Below are 18,392 nucleotides of genomic sequence, written 5' to 3'. Positions count from 1 at the left end.
CAAACGAAATGAATTGATAATTCACTTTCCTTTTTCCCAAAATCTCTTTATCTTTAAGCCAATCGATAAATAATATGAAGATAAACAGATTTTTTGTAGTTCCTGCCGTAGTGGTAGCTGCACAATTCTCTTTCGCACAGGTACAAACCAATTCTCAGGAAAAATTAGATCCAATTGTTCAAAGTTTTGTTAATGAAGTAAATACCAATTCTCAATTAGAAAATATGGCATATGAACTTCTTGACGGAATCGGACCTCGTTTAGTCGGAACTCCTGAAATGTTAGCAGCTAATGAATGGACGGTCCAAAAACTTCGTTCATGGGATATTGAAGCAAATCTGCAACAATTCGGAACATGGAAAGGCTGGCAGAGAGGAATTACGCATGTTGATATGATTTATCCAAGAGTAAAAACCTTATCTGCGACACAATTAGCCTGGAGTCCATCAACCAAAAAAGCAATCGAAGCTGAAGTTATTATTCTTCCGAAAGTAACAACAAAAGCTGAATTTGACAAATGGCTGCCTTCTGTAAAAGGGAAGATTGTTTTAATCGCTCAATATCAAAAGATCGGTCGTTCTGATGAGCAGATTAAAGAATTTGCAACACCTGAATTATATGAAAAATTAAAAGCTGATAAAGTAAAGGCAACGAAAGATTTTGCTGATTATGTAAAAAGCATTGGCTACGATAATACACTTCCTGAAGCACTGGAAAAAGCCGGAGCTGCAGGGATTTCTATTTCCAACTGGACGGGAATCATGGGAGCTAACAGGATTTTCGGAGCAAAAACAACAAAAATTCCAATGATCGATATTGATGTTGAAGATTACGGAATGTTGTACAGAATGGCTGAAAATGGTCAGAAACCGAGAATTAAAGTTGAGGTACAGTCTAAAATTCTTCCTGAAGCCAAAACTTTTAACACCATCGGGATGATTAAAGGGAAAGAAAAACCCAATGAATATGTAATTCTTTCTGCCCATTTGGATTCCTGGGATGGTGCTCAGGGCGCAACAGACAACGGAACGGGCGTTTTAACGATGTTGGAGACCATGAGAATTCTGAAAAAATATTATCCTAATAATAAAAGAACAATTGTTGTTGGACTTTGGGGAAGCGAAGAGCAGGGCTTGAATGGTTCAAGAGGGTTTGTTGCTGACAATCCTGAAATTATTAAAGGTACACAAGCCGCATTTAATCAAGATAATGGAACGGGTAGAGTAGTGAATATCAGCGGACAGGGTTTTGTCAATTCTTATGATTACATCGGGAAATGGCTGAATGCTGTTCCTAAAAATATTAAAGATCAGATTAAAACAGATTTTCCGGGAATGCCAGGAGGCGGCGGTTCCGATCATGCATCATTTGTGGCTGCGGGAGTTCCAGGATTTTCTTTAGGTTCGCTAAACTGGGGATATTTTGGATATACCTGGCACACTACAAAAGATACTTATGATAAGATTGTTTTTGATGAGGTTAAAAGCAATGTAATTCTTACCGCAACGTTGGCTTACATGGCTTCAGAAGATCCGGAATTTACCAACAGGGAAAAAAGAGCAATGCCGTTTGATGATAAAGGTCAGCCTACCAAATGGCCGGATATTAAACAACCGAGAAGAGATTCTAAAGATTATAAATAAACAAAGAGCGGCTTATTCGATAAGTCGCTCTTTGTTTTTAGGTGATTCCACATCCAATAAGCTTCTGATTCCGAAATTTTACTTTCTTTTACGATGTAGGTTTTACAGATTTTATTATTGAGATGCATACTGAAATTCATTTGCATTACAGTTCGTTTTCCAATCCCTGAAGTTCTGTAAGTCTGTTCAGTAAAGACGGGATAAAGATTTGCCAGGCATAAAAAGTTTCTTTTTAAAGAATGCCGGCATTTTAGATTATTGCCTTCATCATCAATAACTTTCATTCTAAATATTTTCTTTCCTAAAGTTGTCCCCCAATAGCATTCGGTGATTGCTCCAAAAACAATAATACAAGGAATAGAAAATAAAATACTGATAAGAAGAATTTGATTACAAATATAAAAAAATATTAAAGTAAATAAAGCCATATCGATCCACTTTGCAAACAATCTTTGAGTTTCATTTCCTTTAAAACCAGGATTATAGGCTAAGTTGTATTCGTAAGCATGATAGATTCTTTTCCCATACTCATCAAAATCCAGAGTCGGTCTGTGAATTATTTTTCTTTCCTTAATTTCTGATATTTTCAAATCAAAATATTTACAAGATCATACTCAACTGCACTCTTTTTCTCGCCTCATCCACTTCCGTTATTCGTACCTGAACGTGTTGGTGAAGTTTCACCACTTCATTCACATCTGAAACGAAACCGTCTTTCAATTGTGAAATATGAACCAATCCGCTTTCTTTGATTCCTAAATCTACGAAACATCCGAAAGCCGTAATATTATTAACAATTCCGGGCAAGATCATTCCAATTTTTAAATCGGTTATTTTTTTTACATTTGGATCAAATTCGAAAACTTTGGCGGCTTTTCTTGGATCCAATCCTGGTTTTTCCAGTTCTTTTACAATGTCTTTAATACTTAAAATTCCGATGTCTTCTGTAATATATTTTTCAGGATTGATCTGACTAATTTTTTCTTTGTTGGCGATCAACTCATTGGTTTTAATCCCCAAATCTTTCGCCATTTTCTCAACAATTCCATACGCTTCAGGATGCACTGCAGAATTATCTAATGGATTTTTACCATTTGTAATTCTGATAAACGCGGCTGCCTGCTGAAACGCTTTTTCGCCCAGTCTCGGCACTTTTTTCAATTGTTTTCTGTCCTCAAAAGCACCATTCTCCGCACGGTAATTCACAATGTTTTCTGCCATTTTTTCTCCGATTCCGGAAACGTAGCTTAACAAAGATTTACTTGCGGTATTTAAATTAATCCCGACAGAATTTACGCATCGTATTACAGTAGAATCCAGTTCGTTTTTCAGTTGAGTTTGATCAACATCATGTTGATATTGCCCGACACCAATCGATTTAGCATCAATTTTAACCAGTTCAGCCAACGGATCTGCCAATCTTCTTCCGATAGAAACAGCTCCACGAACGGTAACGTCGTAACTTGGGAACTCGTCTCTCGCAATTTTACTTGCCGAATACACCGATGCTCCGGCTTCCGAAACAACAAAAACCTGTAACGGTTTGTCGAATGCAATTTTTTTAATGAAAAACTCGGTTTCACGACTTGCAGTTCCGTTTCCGATAGATATTGCTTCAATATTATAAGCATTCACCATTGAACGGATTTTTTTCATTGCCATTCCACTTTCATTTTGTGGTGCGTGCGGATAAATCGTTTCGTTATGGATTAAATCGCCTTTTTCATCAAGACAGACAACCTTGCAACCACTTTTGTAACCGGGATCGATTGCTAAAATTCTTTTTTCTCCTAAAGGTGGTGCTAACAGAAGCTGACCTAAGTTTTCAGAGAAAATTTCAATCGCTTTTTTGTCGGCTTTTTCTTTGGCTTCCTGTAAAGTTTCATTGGAAATGGACGGTTCAAGCAATCTTTTGTAACTGTCTTTTATGGCTAATGAAATCTGTTCAGCTGTTTCATTATTAGTTTTAATCACAGCATTTTCTATAAAATCGACGGCTTCTTCTTTATCAATGGAAATAGTAGTTTTTACAAAACCTTCAGATTCAGCTCTTAGCATTGCCAAAAGCCTGTGAGAAGGTATTCTGTTCAGATTCTCTTCCCATTCGAAATACTGGGAGAATTTTTGGGCATCTTCATCATCTTTTTTGGCTTTTACCACTTTTGAAGTCACCACTGCTTTCCTTTGAAATAGACGGCGGAGATTTTTGCGGACATACATATTTTCATTAATCCATTCTGCCATGATGTCTCTTGCCCCCTGTAGAGCATCCTCTTCGGAATTTACCTGATCGTTCAAATATTTTGAAGCTAAAAACTGTAAATCCTGAACTTTCTGACTCATGATCATTTTTGCAAAAGATTCAAGTCCTTTTTCTTTTGCAGCGTCAGCTTTGGTTTTTTTACGTTTTTTGAAAGGTAAATACAAATCTTCAAGCTCCTGAATATCGAAGCTTTCGTCTATTCTCTGTTTAAATTCCGGCGTTAATGCATTTTGTTCTTCTACAGATTTTAAAATAGTTTCCTTACGTTTTATGATCTCTTCAAACTGTTTATTCAGTTTTGAAATCTGCTCAACCTCTACTTCATCCAAATTTCCTGTTTTGTCTTTTCTGTAACGGGAAATAAAAGGAATCGTGCAGTCTTCAGATAAAAGTTGAAGAGTATTATTGATGCTTTTTTCAGGAATATTTACGTGTTTCTGTATAAAGTGAATCGTGTTCATTAATTTTTTTTGGAACTGCTAAAATACTGACTATTTTCTACATTTTAAGGTAATTTTTCATCGTAGAAAAGCGGCGTTCTGGTATCTTCATCCAAACCGATAACGATGATATGATAATCTTTTGCCGTATCATTGTTGTAAAATTCTACTTTTGTGGGCTGATTCGCTTTTGGTTGCAATTTAGGATTCCAGTAAAGATTCGTTCGCTGATCATTGATCGTATTTTTCATGGCACCATTGCTGTAATCGATATTTTTAAAACTTTCCTGCTTATCATAACCTGTCAGTGTAAATTGTTTCAGTCCAGTCATCGATTTAGGATCAGAATCAGAAGCTGTATTTCCGGTTTTACTATAGATCAGAATCGCTGAGCTTGAGTTTCCGGAGCTCCCGAAGAAACCGTCTTTCACTACTTTTATCATCGCAATATTGGCAATATTAAGTCCGCGGATAAAATCAATTTCTGTTTTGCTTTCATCCAGATAAATATCAACTTTTTTATTTCGAATTGTTGCATCAACATCTGGTCCGTCTCTTTTGATCTGTAATCCGGCAACCCTTCCTTCCAGCCAGAGAAGAACATCTGGTGAACCTCCGGAAAGGCTTTTGTCATTTACAAAATCGAAAATCGTTTCCGACGGACTCTGGAACATCGCACTGCTCAGTTCATTATTAAGTTTTTCCGTAGGACTTTCTTTTCTTCCTTTAAGTTTTACTTCTTCAATATCTGTAATTTTTTCGTTAAACGTTCTCTGAAATTTACTGTCTTCTATCGCTTCTGATGCTTCTGTTGAAAGAGTTTCGCCAGATGTACGTTTTACCAGGCTGAAATTATTTGGCGGAAGATCTCTTTTCAATGGAACAAAATAAATTTTAGGAATCACAACCGCTTCGGAATTTTCACCTTTTAACTGATAATAGATTTTCTGAGGTTCATAAAATGCCATATTTCTCAGCGTTACATCACCATTACTGTCCGTTGGTGCCGAAAAAAGTTTAGAACCGGATCTTTCGCCGTTCATCATTAGATTGACAGATGTGTCTTTCATGGGAACTCCGTTATTCATCATTCGAATATTATAAGAAATATACGGCTCCGGTTTGTTTTTGATGATCGGAAATTTACCGGCTATTATTTCGTTCCAACTGAAACGTTTCCATTGTTCTGAAATTAATAATGCATCTAAAGCCTCAACATTCCTGTTTGTGCTGAAGTATTGAGCAGGTGAATCTATTTTGTCGGTAAAATCACCCGTTAACCAAAATGCACTCAAAAGATTTTCTTTGTTATTGAATGCTGAATTATCATAAACGGCAACGGTATAATTGTTAATTTGAGTGTTCTGACCCAATTCAAGAATATTCAAAGATTTTGCTTGAGGATTTAATGATATATTTTTTAAAGTTGGCTTCTGGATATCCAGTTTTTGAGGCTGAACGAAACAAAGTCTTTGTGCCACCACATTTTCTTTTTCGTCAAATAAGGTCAATTGTAATATTCCATTGATTAATTGATTAGTTGGTATCGATGAACTTTCTCCGTCTGAAATTTTCTTAATTCTGGCTTTATAAACCAGCTTATTTCCAATGGTCGCAATAATTTTATAAGATCCCGAATTATCATTGAGATGACTGGATTTTATGCTGTATTCAATATTATTCTCATTACTTTTAACCTGTAAATTAATACCACTTTCAGCAACTTGAGGTAAATCGGTGATTTTTTTATTTCCTTTATCGTCAATAATGGTAAGCTGATATTTTTTTCCTTTTTGAGGAGTTATAGTAAATATTCCAACATTCTGATCAAAACTTTTGAAATCTGCCAAATGAACCTGAGGATTTTCTTTATCACTCACATAACCGCTCCATGAAGACGGATTTTCGCCTCTTGAATGGAAACGGACGGCAATTTTGGTATTAATTCCGTCTACAAAAGTACCGCTTTCCGGAGATACGGAAGCTGTCCACTCTGATGCGTTTTTTTGCACCAACTTCTCAGGTGAATTCGGATTGTAAATAGCAAAAGATTTGTAGAACTGAAAATCTTCGCTGAGATTTGTCATCCACGTCGTATAAGCACGGATATAATATATGTTTTCCTTGAGATCGTCGGGAAGTTTAAAACTGCCGTCTCCCTCACTGTTATAGAGAGGTATTAATTTTTTGTCGATCAGTTTTTTATTATTGTCATACAGTTCAACAAAAAGGGTAGTGGAGATATTTGAGCCTGCATAACCATCAAAAACCAATGATTTGAACCAAATATTGTCGCCCGCAGCGTAACTTTCTTTGTTAAAAAGCATATATATTTTTTCCTGCGGAAAATTCTCATCCAAATTCTGGATTGCCTGCTCCGCTTTATTCTGTGAAAACGATTGCGCTGAAATTATCAGAAACAAGGAAAATAAAATTCTATTAATCATACATTGATAATTGATAAGATAAAATTACAAATGTTCTTATATCAAATTGAACTGTTAAAAGAGATTAACAGAAGTTTGTGAGAGATTAAAGGGAGATTAAAACGAGATGTTGTAAAAGAAAATATTTTTAAGCTGAATAAGTTTGAATTGATTAAAAATTACCTCACAAAATATTATGAATCTTAGAAATATTTCGTAAAATTGTATTCAATAGTTTAGAGTTCCCAAAAACTATTTAAAAAAACACACAAAACTACGATGAATAAAAAAACAATATCACTTAAAGATAATGTTCTGAAGCTTAATTTTGGAAGTCTGAAATCCCGAAGTTATGCGGTTTCAATAAAATATTTCGATGGAGAAAGTTCCTCTCTTTCAAAGCGGGTTGATTATAAGAACAAGATTTTCATCACGCCTAAACAAGACTCATATTTACTTGATATTGATAAATCTTCACTTTGGTTCAATGGACATGAACCAGATTTGATGTATGAATTAATTTCCCGTGATTTATCCCATATTGTTTATCCTGTTCAGGTAAAATCCAATGAACAACTGACATTTTTAGAAATTACCAATTTCAGTCAAATTGTGAATAATCGTTGGCATCACAACAAATCCAATCTCACTGAAAAGTATCCTACAAAAATTGTACAGTCATTTTATAAAGCTTTTGAGAAAAACCTTGAAAAGAGAAGTGTTTTTGAAAAAAGTATGCAGTATGACTGGTTCTGGAATTTACTGTTTCATCCCAAATATATTGATTATAGTTCAGACCATGTAGTTAAAACCAATTTTTATCTGGCGGTCGTTCCCTATGAATTTCCTGTGAAATTTACGGGTACACAAAAAATCACTACAGAAATTACAGACCATCATTCTGTAGAAATTCATTTCAAATCTGATGAAATGATGGCACATAATTATTTTATTTCTCAGATTAATAAAAATAATATCAATTCAGGAAATCTCATGTATATGAGACTGAACGTTTACTTCGATTTAGATGTTTATCACCTTTTCCCAATGCATACGAGAGCCTATTTCGAAGTGTATTCAAAAGATTTAGAGGAAAAAGACACGCTGATAAAACGAATTGAATTTACTCAATATCAGGAAGACACGGAAGATAATAAAACAGCTCCTCCTGAAAAAAGAAGTCCTTATTTAGTTTATGAAGAAGACGAAAAAGAAATCTACAAAACCTATGAAGGCAAAAATTACACGTATCAGGAGTGGAAAAAATTTGAAGATGAACAATACAAAATATACACGGAGAAGAAAACAAAAAAGAGTTTTTGGGATTTTCTAGGATGATATGAATTAAAATTTAACAAAACACAAAATTACGATGGCATTAAAAGAAATGTTAGTACAGGGAGCAACCTGTAAGTGCAATTTCGGAACGACACCCGACAAGCTGAAAGTTCTCACTCAAAGTAAATATTATCTGAACGACCACGAAGGCAAAAGCAAACTAGCAGCTACCCACAAGGATATTGGTGCAACTTTCGAGAAAAATACGTTCGGCTCATGCAAAAAAATGAATAACAATCCTTGTACTGCAACGGTTACAGCATGGAGCGGATATTATAAAAAAGTATCGTACGACCCGCCTAAAGGCTATGTTCTTACGGAAGACAGCAAAGCTACCTGCCCTGTTGGTGGTAAAGACTGTATTACGATTATAAAATCAGGACAAACAGCAGAACCGACAAAACAGAATTTTAAAAATGCGGATGAAGAACTGCTTTCGCACATTTTACCTGTTGTGAATATGAAGAATTTTGAGAAAGGTAACGGAAATAAAAGTATTTTTTAATGGGAACGTCAGGAATACAGAAAGGATTAGTAAAAGATACAAAGGCAAGTATCAAGAATTACCAAAATGGTGTAATTGTAGAACTTGAAAATTATTCTACCTCTTTTACCGCATATATAGACGAAAGTTGTATAGGACGTAACACTGCAAATCCACAGACTACGATTAAAGAAGTTAAGTGGTTCTTAATTAGAGAACACGTTTGGCATAATTTCAAAGCAATTTATCCAACTTTTACCCATCAGGAATTTTTTGAAAGAATAAAACAGGATTACACTGATTTTACTATTTTACAAGGTAATAATACAGTTATAACTTCCGAGATGATTACAAAAGGTAATGAAGACAGCGAGTTAGGAGCCGTTTATTTACTGATGCCTTACAGCGTTTACCCAGAATATGAGGGAGTGGCAAATATAAGAACTGTTGTTTTGGGAACTCCGAAAATATTATATTGTCATTTTAAATTTCCGAAAGATGGTTACATTCCATTAGAAAATTCCGAAAAAAAAGCAGCCTACGGACAAACGGTAGATGTGGAAATTTATACACATCTTTTACCAGATTGGAGAGTAAATGGTCAAAAATTTGATTTTGAAGTTGAGCTTATAAATAAAGGAGAGGTTCTTTCCAAATCTAAAATTATCGAAATTAAAAGTATAGGAAGTTATTCTTACAATACAAAAAGTAAAATACAGTTTTTAATTGACACTGCATGGCAAGAAAACCACAATTCTGAAAGGAAAAATGAAGAGTATTTTTTAAAACTAAAAGGGAAAATAGGAAGCACACAGGCTGTTTTTACATCTTCTGATAATCCTTCAGAAATTATTGAATATGATTCTCAGACTGCTAAAGTAGATTGGATGAGAATGGAAAAAGGGAAATGGGTTTACAACACTTCTCGAATGCTACTTGTTCCATACAATACCGTTGCCGATATGATGAGTAGATTTGAAATAGAAAAGACCAATATGATACAGTATATTGGAGATATAGCTTACTCGCAAAAAGAAAATAATCCGTGTGCATTTTCTGTAATTACCGTAAATGATGGCAAAAATGATATAGAAATATTCAATGAAAATAAATCCCAAAAACCTATAAATGATAAGTCGAAAAGATTTGTAGATATTGTATGCGGAGATAAAGAAACAAAAACTGTAAAAGTAACTGCAAAATTTATTAATAAAAAAGGAGGAGTTGAACATATAAGGACTAATAAAAATGGTCATATGTGCGAAATGATTTTGAATGATGGAAAAAAGCACAACGGTTTGGAAGATGTATTTAAAATGGGCTGGATTTTAGGTCAGTGGATACCTTCAGAAGACCCGCAGGTATACATGAAAAATTTATTAAAGAAAATGAATGCAGTTGGAAATATGATGTATTACCACCCTTCAAATGCACTATCTGCACCTGCCATGGATAATGTACAGGCAATGCCTGACCAAGACGCAAAAGGAATACCTGTTTCAAAGACTGAACGAAAAAAATACGAATCTTTAACCGTTGCTCAAATACAAAGATTTACTGATGAAGATTATAAAATAGATGAGGATGCTGATAGTATCACATTAAATTTAAAATATAATTACAACAAATCTTATGAAAATGAGATTGCCAATTATTTATTAAAAGAGCAAAATTACCTTTCAGATGGAATTTTAAATGATAATATTAAAAACTTGTGGGTTGTAAGGTATTTATTGAAATGGATAAAAGGTGAGCCGATGGAGCAAACATATTTTGTTCCTGTAACTACTTGTCGTTATCCAAATCAAATTGCAAAAATTAGAGTTTTTCCAGATATGAAATGGGTATTTAATTTTAATTACAATATAGATACACCAATTTATTATAAAGCAAGTACTGCATTAGAAACCTACTATAGTGGATTTAATGAAGGAGCTGATATAACAACCTCAAATAGTACAAGAAGAACTGAAATAAGAGACAGCAACATCACAAATATTTTACAGCCCTATGCTGGAAGAAAAACAAGTTTTGGTATTTCTATCGAATGTGAAGTTAGTGGAGAAGATGATATTATAAAAATAGGAAAAGATTTTGCCGAGAAATTCAGAAAAATGCTTTTCCCTTTTTTATGGATGGTAAATAAATTAGATAGAACATTTGCTGTATCGGAAGCAAGAAATGAACAAAGAAGATTAAGAGGAAGTGGAAATATAGGATTATTAGCTCGTCTTAATAAACTTCCAATGAGCTTCGAACTAAAACCACCGAGTCTAGGAGTAGGTTTAGGAATAGGATACTCTACTTCAAAAAATGGGATTATAACCTATGAATTGGATGGAAGAATAAAAGCAAATCCTATCATTGCAGCAGAAGTGAAGTTGGATATTCTAGCTTTAGGAAGTAAGCTTAAACCCTGGGGAGCTATTATTGACGCTTTAGATTTAGTCTCATGGGCAACCAATGTTTTTAGTGGTGGACGTGTTGAATTAGAATATAAAATAGAAGTAAGATTTTACGCTGAAATTAAATTGGTTGGCAATCAAACAGGCACAGATGATAAAACGGGTGAAAAAGAATTTGCTTCCGAAGCAAGTTTAATTTATAACTTTGAAGATAGGGAATTAACTTTTGAAGGAGGGCTAGAAGGCAAAATTTTAGGAGAAATTGAAATTAGTGCGTCTGTAAAGATAAAGGCAAATGTTAAAGATGCACAAGGTAGAATACTTGATGAAAAGGAAGATGTTGCGGAAGCTGGAATAGGTGCTAAAGCCAGTTCATATGTAAAATTAACGTGTCCTTTCAAATTAAATGATGAAGGGAATCTTGATGTAGACTTCTATTTCTCTGGTGTGAAATTGGAAGTTTGGTTTAAAGCAGGATTGAATAATAAAAATAATAGGACTACAAAACCAAATCTTATAAAGGAATTACTACCCAAATTAGATTTAAAAAAAGAAATAGAATTTTAATATGAAAAATACATTTTTTTTACTGATTATAACCCTTTTTGCCTGCGGACGTGAGATGCCAGGTAATCAATCTATTGTGAATTATAAATATAAAAAAACCCTTATGAAAAAAACATATTTTGCAGATTTCAACTTCCGTGGTGATTTCGAAATAATTTTTAATGGAATAACTCTTACTAAAAGTAAAGAAGATGCTGTTGTAAGTGGAATAGAATATTTAAATCCGTACATATCTAAATCAGGTGAACAAACTATAATGCTTATTGTTAAACCTTTAAATAAAGATTACAAGATTCCAGTAAAAGACGTAAAGGATTATTTTATAGATATAATATATACAGATAATGGAGAAGCATCTCCAACGCACAATGTAAAAAGATGCTCATTCCCTGTTACAGACAAACCTGCTGATTCATTGATTTATTCATGGAAATTTAATGCTGATGTTCCATTTGAATTAGATCAATTATCCGATGCCAAAGATTTAACAAAAGAGAATCTTGATCAGCTTTTAAAAGAAGTAATTGAAAAGTACAAAAGTATTCATTCAATTATAAACGATGGTAAAATAGATCAATATATGGATATATACAATCAATCATTAAAAAGAGAAATGATATCCATGTATTATGATAAAAAAAGACAAGAAGAATATCTTAATGAAATTAGAGAATTTATTTTAGGCGGTAAAAATCATATGTTGCCATTAAAAAATTTTAAACTACATATCAATCCTAATGGTAAAATTGTTGAATTAGAAGATTTTAAAGGTAAACCAGCGCTCGTATCGGAAGATGACAAAGAAAAAAGCACTTACGGATTACAATTATACAAATCAAACAAAACAGGAAATTTAGAAGTCTATTAATGAAAAAAATATTCATTTTCGTTTATTTTCTTATCCTTGATTTTTACCATACTATTTTTAACTCTTGGAGGATGCGGTATTTACTACAGTATAGGTAAATATGTAAAACACATAAATCTAGTTTCAAACGGAGTAAAGACTGATGGAAATAAAAGGTTATAATCTGAAATTGTCTTATGTGATGATTTCATAAAATAGCATCTAAGCTTTACATCCTGTCATCCTGAAATATATTGTGAATATTCATCTTAGGATTATAAAGGTGACTTGTGCATCTATTATCCGAAAATGATGAAAGTCCGAATAATGCTATTGAATACATTGAAAATTAAATGTATTCAATAGTTTTCTCAATAGGATTTTTCTTCAAAAATTACTCATAAAGATGACGGTGAAACCTTAATCAATCTAGGTCTTGATCTTTTAGTTCTTTTTGCACCAAGGCAAAACGAACTAAATTAAAAGAGACTTTTAAATAATTCAATGTATAACTTTAGGTTCGTATTTTATTAAAACGAATGAACTCTATTAAACGAATAAAAAATCAATTCAAAAACTCAGAAGTCTCAATCCGAACACAATACTCACTCCCCAAATACAGCGGATTACCATGTTTCTCCGACCAAAAGCCATCTAACACATTATTGTTAATACATCGGTAAACAGCAACACCTTTGAAGAGATGTTGATCATCACCTTCATAATTGAAATTGATGACTAAAATCCCGTCTTTATAAAAACCTGTACCATTTTGGACATGATCACCAATCATCCATTGAGCAAGTATGCGGTTGTTTTCATCTAATGATAAGGTTAAAAAACCGTAATAAGAAATTTCCTCAGACTCTTCCTGATTACTTCCCTGTACAGAATAATTACCTACCAAATCATGTATTGTCATTGAATTGTTTTTTTATTACAAATGTAGAATATCTGTTTTTAAAACTCCCAATAACGTAGGACAAACTTCTTAATAATAGCAAAAAACCATATTGATTTTGCTTGGTTTATAAAAGAACCGATCATATTGAAATCGTCAATAATGGAAATATCATTGTCAAGAAGTTTATTAAGAAAAGATACTGAACTTGATCATTTACTTTGAATAGATTACTTTTGAAAAATGACAGAAGTGATTGTAGTAATTGTAATTTTGAATATATTATCGTTCGGGATATTTGGATATGATAAGTTCTTGGCAAAAAAACACAGACGAAGAATTTCCGAAAATATGCTTTTGATATGTACGTTCTTTGCAGGAACCATCGGAGCTTTTGTAGGAATGATCATTTTCAGGCATAAAATCTCAAAGAAATCTTTTTTGTTGAAATTTGGATTGGTTGTTTCGATTCAGGTTATTTTAATGTATTTCTTGAAAAATATTTTAAAGATGATTAATTAAAACTGAATCTGTTATTCAATTTTTTTAAGGTAATAATCAGAATAATTCGTTTGATTTTAAAGTCTTAACAAGTGTTTGGTTTTAATACACTCATTATGAAATTGTTAAATAATAAAGAAACTTTTTAATTATATCATTAAATTTCACTATTTTTGCACCCGTAAAAATCTTTTATGCAAAACATTAGAAATATTGCGATTATCGCACACGTTGACCACGGTAAGACGACTTTGGTTGACAAGATCATCCACGCTACCAATATTTTCAGAGAAAATCAGGAGAGTGGGGAATTAATTATGGATAACAATGATCTTGAAAGAGAAAGAGGGATCACGATCTTATCCAAGAATATTTCTGTTACTTATAAAGACACGAAAATTAACGTAATCGATACTCCTGGTCACGCCGATTTTGGTGGAGAAGTAGAAAGAGTATTGAAAATGGCTGACGGAGTTATTTTGTTGGTAGATGCGTTCGAAGGACCGATGCCTCAAACAAGATTCGTACTTCAGAAAGCATTGGAATTAGGATTAAGACCATTGGTTGTAATCAATAAGGTAGATAAGCCAAACTGTCGTCCGGACGAAGTTCATGATCAGGTATTTGATTTGTTCTTCAACCTGGAAGCGACTGAAGAGCAGTTGGATTTCCCAACGTTCTACGGATCTTCTAAGCAAGGTTGGTTCAACACTTCATTAGAACAAACAGATAATATTTTCCCATTGTTGGATGGTATTTTACAATATGTTCCGGAACCTAAAATATCTGAAGGAAATCTTCAGATGCAGATTACTTCATTAGATTTCTCTTCTTTCTTAGGAAGAATTGCAATCGGTAAAGTAACAAGAGGTGAGCTTAAAGAATCTCAATGGATCGGTCTTTCACAGGCTGACGGAAAAATTGTAAAAGGAAAAGTAAAAGAACTTTATGTTTTCGAAGGTTTAGGAAAGAAAAAAGTAACTGAAGTTCAGGCAGGTGATATCTGTGCTGTTGTAGGTTTCGACGCTTTCCAGATTGGAGATTCTTTCGTAGATCTTGAAAATCCTGAACCATTGCCAAGAACGGCGATTGATGAGCCTACGTTGAACATGACGTTCTCTATCAACAATTCACCTTTCTTTGGTAAAGATGGTAAATATGTTACTTCAAACCACCTGAAAGAAAGACTTTACAAAGAATTAGAGAAAAACTTAGCATTGAGAGTTCAACAAACTGATGATGCAAACACTTTCCTGGTTTTCGGTAGAGGTATTCTTCACTTGTCAGTTTTAATTGAAACAATGAGAAGAGAAGGATATGAAATGACAATCGGTCAGCCACAGGTTATCCTGAGAGAAGGTGAAAATGGTGAGAAGTTGGAGCCTTACGAATCTTTGGTTGTTGATGTTCCTGAAGAATATGCTTCAAGAGTAATCGATTTGGCAACTCAGAGAAAAGGTGACCTTCACATTATGGAAACTAAAGGTGAAATGCAACACATGGAATTCGAAATTCCTTCAAGAGGTTTGATCGGATTGCGTTCTCAAATGTTAACTGCTACTGCTGGTGAAGCTATTATGGCACACCGTTTCACAGAATACAAGCCTTTCAAAGGTGCTATTCCTGGAAGAAGTAATGGTGTATTGATTTCTAAAACTCAAGGTCCTGCTACAGAATATTCTATTGCTAAACTTCAGGATAGAGGTAAGTTCTATGTTGATCCGGGTGAGGAAATCTATGCTGGTATGGTTATCGGTGAACAAAATAAGCCGGGAGATTTAGTAGTAAACATCGTAGAAGCAAAACAGTTGAATAACATGAGAGCTTCAGGTAAAGACAAAGATACTGGTGTTGCACCAAAAATCTTATTCTCTCTTGAAGAATGTATGGAATACATCCAGGCTGATGAAGCAATCGAGGTTACTCCTAACTTTATCAGAATGAGAAAGAAATTACTTTCTGAAGAAGAAAGAAAAAGAGTTGAAAGAGGAGCAAAAGCTTAATCTGAAATTCTTAAATATATCTAAAGCCTCGATTTTTCGGGGCTTTTTTTGTTTATATATATATCAATATTTTATATTATTATTGTAATTTTTAAAGTCAAAAAAATAATTTAATGTAGTTTTGCAGACTATGAAAATAAGTAAGCTTAATTTAATATTTTTATTAGGAATTTTTGCGTCCTGCAGCAGTACAAAAACTGTTGTTAACACTCCAAAACCGATAAAAAATCAAAATACATCAAAATCTTTACAACCGATTTCAAACAGTCCTGCTGTTGCAGCAAAACCTGTGTTACCACCTGCAGAAGAAATTTTTAAAGTCAATCTTCCTGAAATCAACAGAGAATTCCGTGGAGCATGGATTGCCAGTGTGGCAAATATTAATTGGCCTTCGAGAAATAATTTAACGGTGGATCAGCAAAAAGCCGAAGCCATCAGTATGTTGGATATGCTGAAAAATAATAATTTCAATGCTGTTATTTTTCAGGTGAGACCATCTGCCGACGCTTTATATACAAGTAATATCGAACCTTGGTCATACTTTTTAACGGGGCAAACAGGAATTGCTCCTTATCCGAATTATGATCCTTTACAATTCTGGATCGATGAAGCTCATAAAAGAGGTTTGGAACTTCACGTTTGGCTGAATCCTTACCGTGCACATCATACCAACGGAGGTTCGCCCAACAGTTTATCGATGGCAAATAAACTTTCAGATATTGTTGTTAAATTAAAAAACGGAATGTACTGGTTTGATCCGGCAGATCCCAAAACGCAAGGTCACGTTTCCAATGTGGTGAAAGATATTGTGAAAAGATATGATATTGATGCGGTGCATTTTGATGATTATTTTTATCCTTATGCCACCTATAATAAAGGAGCAGATTTTCCTGATAATACAACTTGGAGTGCTTATGTAAGCAGCGGAGGAACATTGTCGAGAGCAGATTGGAGAAGAGATAATGTGAATAAATTTGTTGAAAGAATTTATAAGGAAATTCATGCAGAAAAAAATAATGTAAGATTCGGAATCAGTCCGTTCGGAATCTGGAAACCGGGTTATCCTGAAGGTATTATCGGTTCTTCGCAATATGACGAATTGTATGCAGATGCCAAATTATGGTTAAATAAAGGCTGGGTAGATTATTTTTCACCCCAATTATACTGGCCGATAGAATCGAAAGGACAGCCTTTTGAAGCATTGTTAAACTGGTGGAAATCAGAAAACACTTTCAATCGTCACCTTTGGCCGGGATTGAATACTGTTGAAATAAAATCTTCAGACCGACCGACCGAAATTAAAAATCAGATTGAAATTTCAAGACAGGTGTTGGGGAAAGATGCGGGAGAAATTCATTGGAGTATTGCTGGTCTGACAAAAAACGCCAATATGCTTCCTACGTTGAAAAACGGACCCTATAAAGAAAAAGCTTTAGTTCCAAAAAGCCCGTGGATAAAAACATTACCATTACAAACTCCGACTTTGTTTATGAATGATAACGGAAGTTTTATTCAGACAAGCTGGAGCAGCAAAAATATCAAAGATGTTTTTCAGTGGGTACTTTTTACACAATATAACGGAATCTGGGAAACAGAAATTTTAACTTTAGAACAACTTTTAAAAGATATTCCTAAAAATAAGGACGGAAAAACATTAAATGCAATAGCCATTAAAGCAATTGACAGATTAGGAAATGAAAGCGATTATATGGCAAAAAAGATCAAGTAGTTTAACATTTGATAAAGGATAATTAATCATTAAATTTCAATAATAAAATATATAAAACCAGTTCAAGATGAGCTGGTTTTTATTTTAGAATAACTATAAATTATTGACTTAAGATAAAGTAATTCAATTAATTATAAATATATTACACTGAATTTATTTAGATTAAAACCTTCTCGGAATCATTTTTGCATCATGAGATTCATAATCACTATAAATATACAATTATGAATACCAACAGACTTTCACCAAGACTAGAAAAGGCATTGAGTGACCAGATGAATACAGAAGATTTACAATCAAGAGTTTATTTCTCTTACGGAATTTGGGCGGCTGATAAAGGTTATGGTGGAATTTCAAACTTTCTTTTCCGTCACGCTCAGGAAGAAAGAGATCATTCGGTGAAATTTATGCAATATATACTCAATAGAGGTGGGAAACCAAAAATTACTGCATTGCCATCACCTGGAGAAGAACCTACAAGTCTTACCCATTGCTTTGACTTGGTTTTCCAACATGAAGTTGACAATACAACAGCGATTTATAATTTAGTAAATATTGCTTTTGAAGAGAAAGATTGGGCTTCATGGAATTTTCTACAATGGTTTGTGAAAGAACAGATAGAAGAAGAAACTTTTGCAATGAATTTAATCGATAAATTGAAAATTGCAGGTGGAGACAGAGCAAGTGACGAATCTCTATTTACATTAGATAAAACATTGGAAACGCTTCCGGATGATGCTGAACTTGCTCAAAATGCGACTGGTGCAAATCCATAATATTTATAATACAAAAATATTTCTGAAAATCTGCCAAAGAATTGGCAGATTTTTTTATTATGAAACTCC

13 protein-coding genes are annotated in these 18,392 nt (G+C 33.7%); 9 read left to right on the top strand and 4 right to left on the bottom strand.

The window, feature by feature from the left end; translation table 11 throughout:
• The first annotated feature begins 74 nt into the window (after positions 1 to 74).
• Entirely contained in the window at positions 75 to 1,643 is a 1,569-nt protein-coding gene (locus ASG22_RS04210) for a M20/M25/M40 family metallo-hydrolase (RefSeq protein WP_055981056.1), read from the top strand.
• On the opposite strand, the gene ASG22_RS04205 is transcribed toward ASG22_RS04210, so the two are convergent.
• From ASG22_RS04205 to ASG22_RS04195, 3 genes are read right to left on the bottom strand one after another with little or no spacing between them, the layout of a single operon-like run.
• Positions 1,634 to 2,233, bottom strand: coding sequence for an RDD family protein (locus tag ASG22_RS04205; RefSeq protein WP_055981051.1), 600 nt, complete (start codon positions 2,231 to 2,233; stop codon positions 1,634 to 1,636). The two genes, ASG22_RS04210 and ASG22_RS04205, sit on opposite strands and share 10 nt — an antisense overlap.
• 10 nt (positions 2,234 to 2,243) lie before the next feature.
• Positions 2,244 to 4,367: a Tex family protein gene (locus ASG22_RS04200; protein WP_055981048.1), complete on the bottom strand. Its 2,124-nt coding sequence runs from the start codon at positions 4,365 to 4,367 to the stop codon at positions 2,244 to 2,246.
• A 44-nt stretch (positions 4,368 to 4,411) separates the two neighbouring features.
• Positions 4,412 to 6,793: a hypothetical protein gene (locus tag ASG22_RS04195; protein ID WP_055981046.1), complete on the bottom strand. Its 2,382-nt coding sequence runs from the start codon at positions 6,791 to 6,793 to the stop codon at positions 4,412 to 4,414.
• A 258-nt stretch (positions 6,794 to 7,051) separates the two neighbouring features.
• On the opposite strand from ASG22_RS04195, the gene ASG22_RS04190 reads away from it, so the two are divergent.
• Genes ASG22_RS04190 through ASG22_RS04175 form a run of 4 tightly spaced genes read left to right on the top strand, consistent with a single transcriptional unit; the run spans position 7,052 to position 12,434 of the window.
• Positions 7,052 to 8,110: a hypothetical protein gene (locus tag ASG22_RS04190; RefSeq protein WP_055981043.1), complete on the top strand. Its 1,059-nt coding sequence runs from the start codon at positions 7,052 to 7,054 to the stop codon at positions 8,108 to 8,110.
• Between the two features lie 34 nt (positions 8,111 to 8,144).
• Positions 8,145 to 8,615 carry a DUF4280 domain-containing protein gene (locus ASG22_RS04185; protein ID WP_055981040.1) on the top strand — a complete coding sequence of 157 codons (471 nt, stop codon included), beginning with the start codon at positions 8,145 to 8,147 and terminating at the stop codon, positions 8,613 to 8,615.
• On the top strand, positions 8,615 to 11,566 hold the full coding sequence (locus ASG22_RS04180) for a hypothetical protein (RefSeq protein ID WP_055981037.1): 2,952 nt from the start codon (positions 8,615 to 8,617) through the stop codon (positions 11,564 to 11,566). Before ASG22_RS04185 ends, ASG22_RS04180 begins: the two co-directional genes overlap by 1 nt.
• A gap of 1 nt (position 11,567) precedes the next feature.
• On the top strand, positions 11,568 to 12,434 hold the full coding sequence (locus ASG22_RS04175) for a hypothetical protein (RefSeq protein WP_055981034.1): 867 nt from the start codon (positions 11,568 to 11,570) through the stop codon (positions 12,432 to 12,434).
• Positions 12,435 to 12,978: 544 nt separating this feature from the next.
• Here the strand turns inward: ASG22_RS04175 and ASG22_RS04170 are convergent.
• Positions 12,979 to 13,335 (bottom strand): hypothetical protein, encoded by a 357-nt coding sequence (locus tag ASG22_RS04170; RefSeq protein WP_055981031.1) that lies wholly within the window; start codon positions 13,333 to 13,335, stop codon positions 12,979 to 12,981.
• Positions 13,336 to 13,566: 231 nt separating this feature from the next.
• Here ASG22_RS04170 and ASG22_RS04165 point away from each other — a divergent pair, with 231 nt between their 5' ends.
• From ASG22_RS04165 to ASG22_RS04150, 4 genes are all read left to right on the top strand, one after another.
• Positions 13,567 to 13,836 (top strand): DUF1294 domain-containing protein, encoded by a 270-nt coding sequence (locus ASG22_RS04165; protein ID WP_055981096.1) that lies wholly within the window; start codon positions 13,567 to 13,569, stop codon positions 13,834 to 13,836.
• A 173-nt stretch (positions 13,837 to 14,009) separates the two neighbouring features.
• Complete coding sequence (gene typA, locus ASG22_RS04160; protein WP_055981025.1) at positions 14,010 to 15,818, top strand: translational GTPase TypA; 1,809 nt, start codon at positions 14,010 to 14,012, stop codon at positions 15,816 to 15,818.
• Between the two features lie 130 nt (positions 15,819 to 15,948).
• On the top strand, positions 15,949 to 17,547 hold the full coding sequence (locus ASG22_RS04155) for a glycoside hydrolase family 10 protein (protein ID WP_055981022.1): 1,599 nt from the start codon (positions 15,949 to 15,951) through the stop codon (positions 17,545 to 17,547).
• A gap of 224 nt (positions 17,548 to 17,771) precedes the next feature.
• On the top strand, positions 17,772 to 18,323 hold the full coding sequence (locus ASG22_RS04150) for a ferritin (protein ID WP_055981020.1): 552 nt from the start codon (positions 17,772 to 17,774) through the stop codon (positions 18,321 to 18,323).
• Positions 18,324 to 18,392: the final 69 nt, after the last annotated feature.

It is taken from the genome of Chryseobacterium sp. Leaf405 (assembly GCF_001425355.1).
Lineage (GTDB): Bacteria > Bacteroidota > Bacteroidia > Flavobacteriales > Weeksellaceae > Chryseobacterium.
The sequence above is the reverse complement of the archived record's forward strand: the minus strand, read 5'-3'. Positions and strand labels throughout refer to the sequence as shown.

Coding starts and splice junctions, on each gene's coding strand:
- ASG22_RS04210 (WP_055981056.1), top strand. CDS start 75: ATGAAGATAAACAGATTTTTTGTAGTTCCTGCCGTAGTGGTAGCTGCA.
- ASG22_RS04200 (WP_055981048.1), bottom strand. CDS start 4,367: ATGAACACGATTCACTTTATACAGAAACACGTAAATATTCCTGAAAAA.
- ASG22_RS04195 (WP_055981046.1), bottom strand. CDS start 6,793: ATGATTAATAGAATTTTATTTTCCTTGTTTCTGATAATTTCAGCGCAA.
- ASG22_RS04190 (WP_055981043.1), top strand. CDS start 7,052: ATGAATAAAAAAACAATATCACTTAAAGATAATGTTCTGAAGCTTAAT.
- ASG22_RS04185 (WP_055981040.1), top strand. CDS start 8,145: ATGGCATTAAAAGAAATGTTAGTACAGGGAGCAACCTGTAAGTGCAAT.
- ASG22_RS04180 (WP_055981037.1), top strand. CDS start 8,615: ATGGGAACGTCAGGAATACAGAAAGGATTAGTAAAAGATACAAAGGCA.
- ASG22_RS04175 (WP_055981034.1), top strand. CDS start 11,568: ATGAAAAATACATTTTTTTTACTGATTATAACCCTTTTTGCCTGCGGA.
- ASG22_RS04170 (WP_055981031.1), bottom strand. CDS start 13,335: ATGACAATACATGATTTGGTAGGTAATTATTCTGTACAGGGAAGTAAT.
- typA (WP_055981025.1), top strand. CDS start 14,010: ATGCAAAACATTAGAAATATTGCGATTATCGCACACGTTGACCACGGT.
- ASG22_RS04155 (WP_055981022.1), top strand. CDS start 15,949: ATGAAAATAAGTAAGCTTAATTTAATATTTTTATTAGGAATTTTTGCG.
- ASG22_RS04150 (WP_055981020.1), top strand. CDS start 17,772: ATGAATACCAACAGACTTTCACCAAGACTAGAAAAGGCATTGAGTGAC.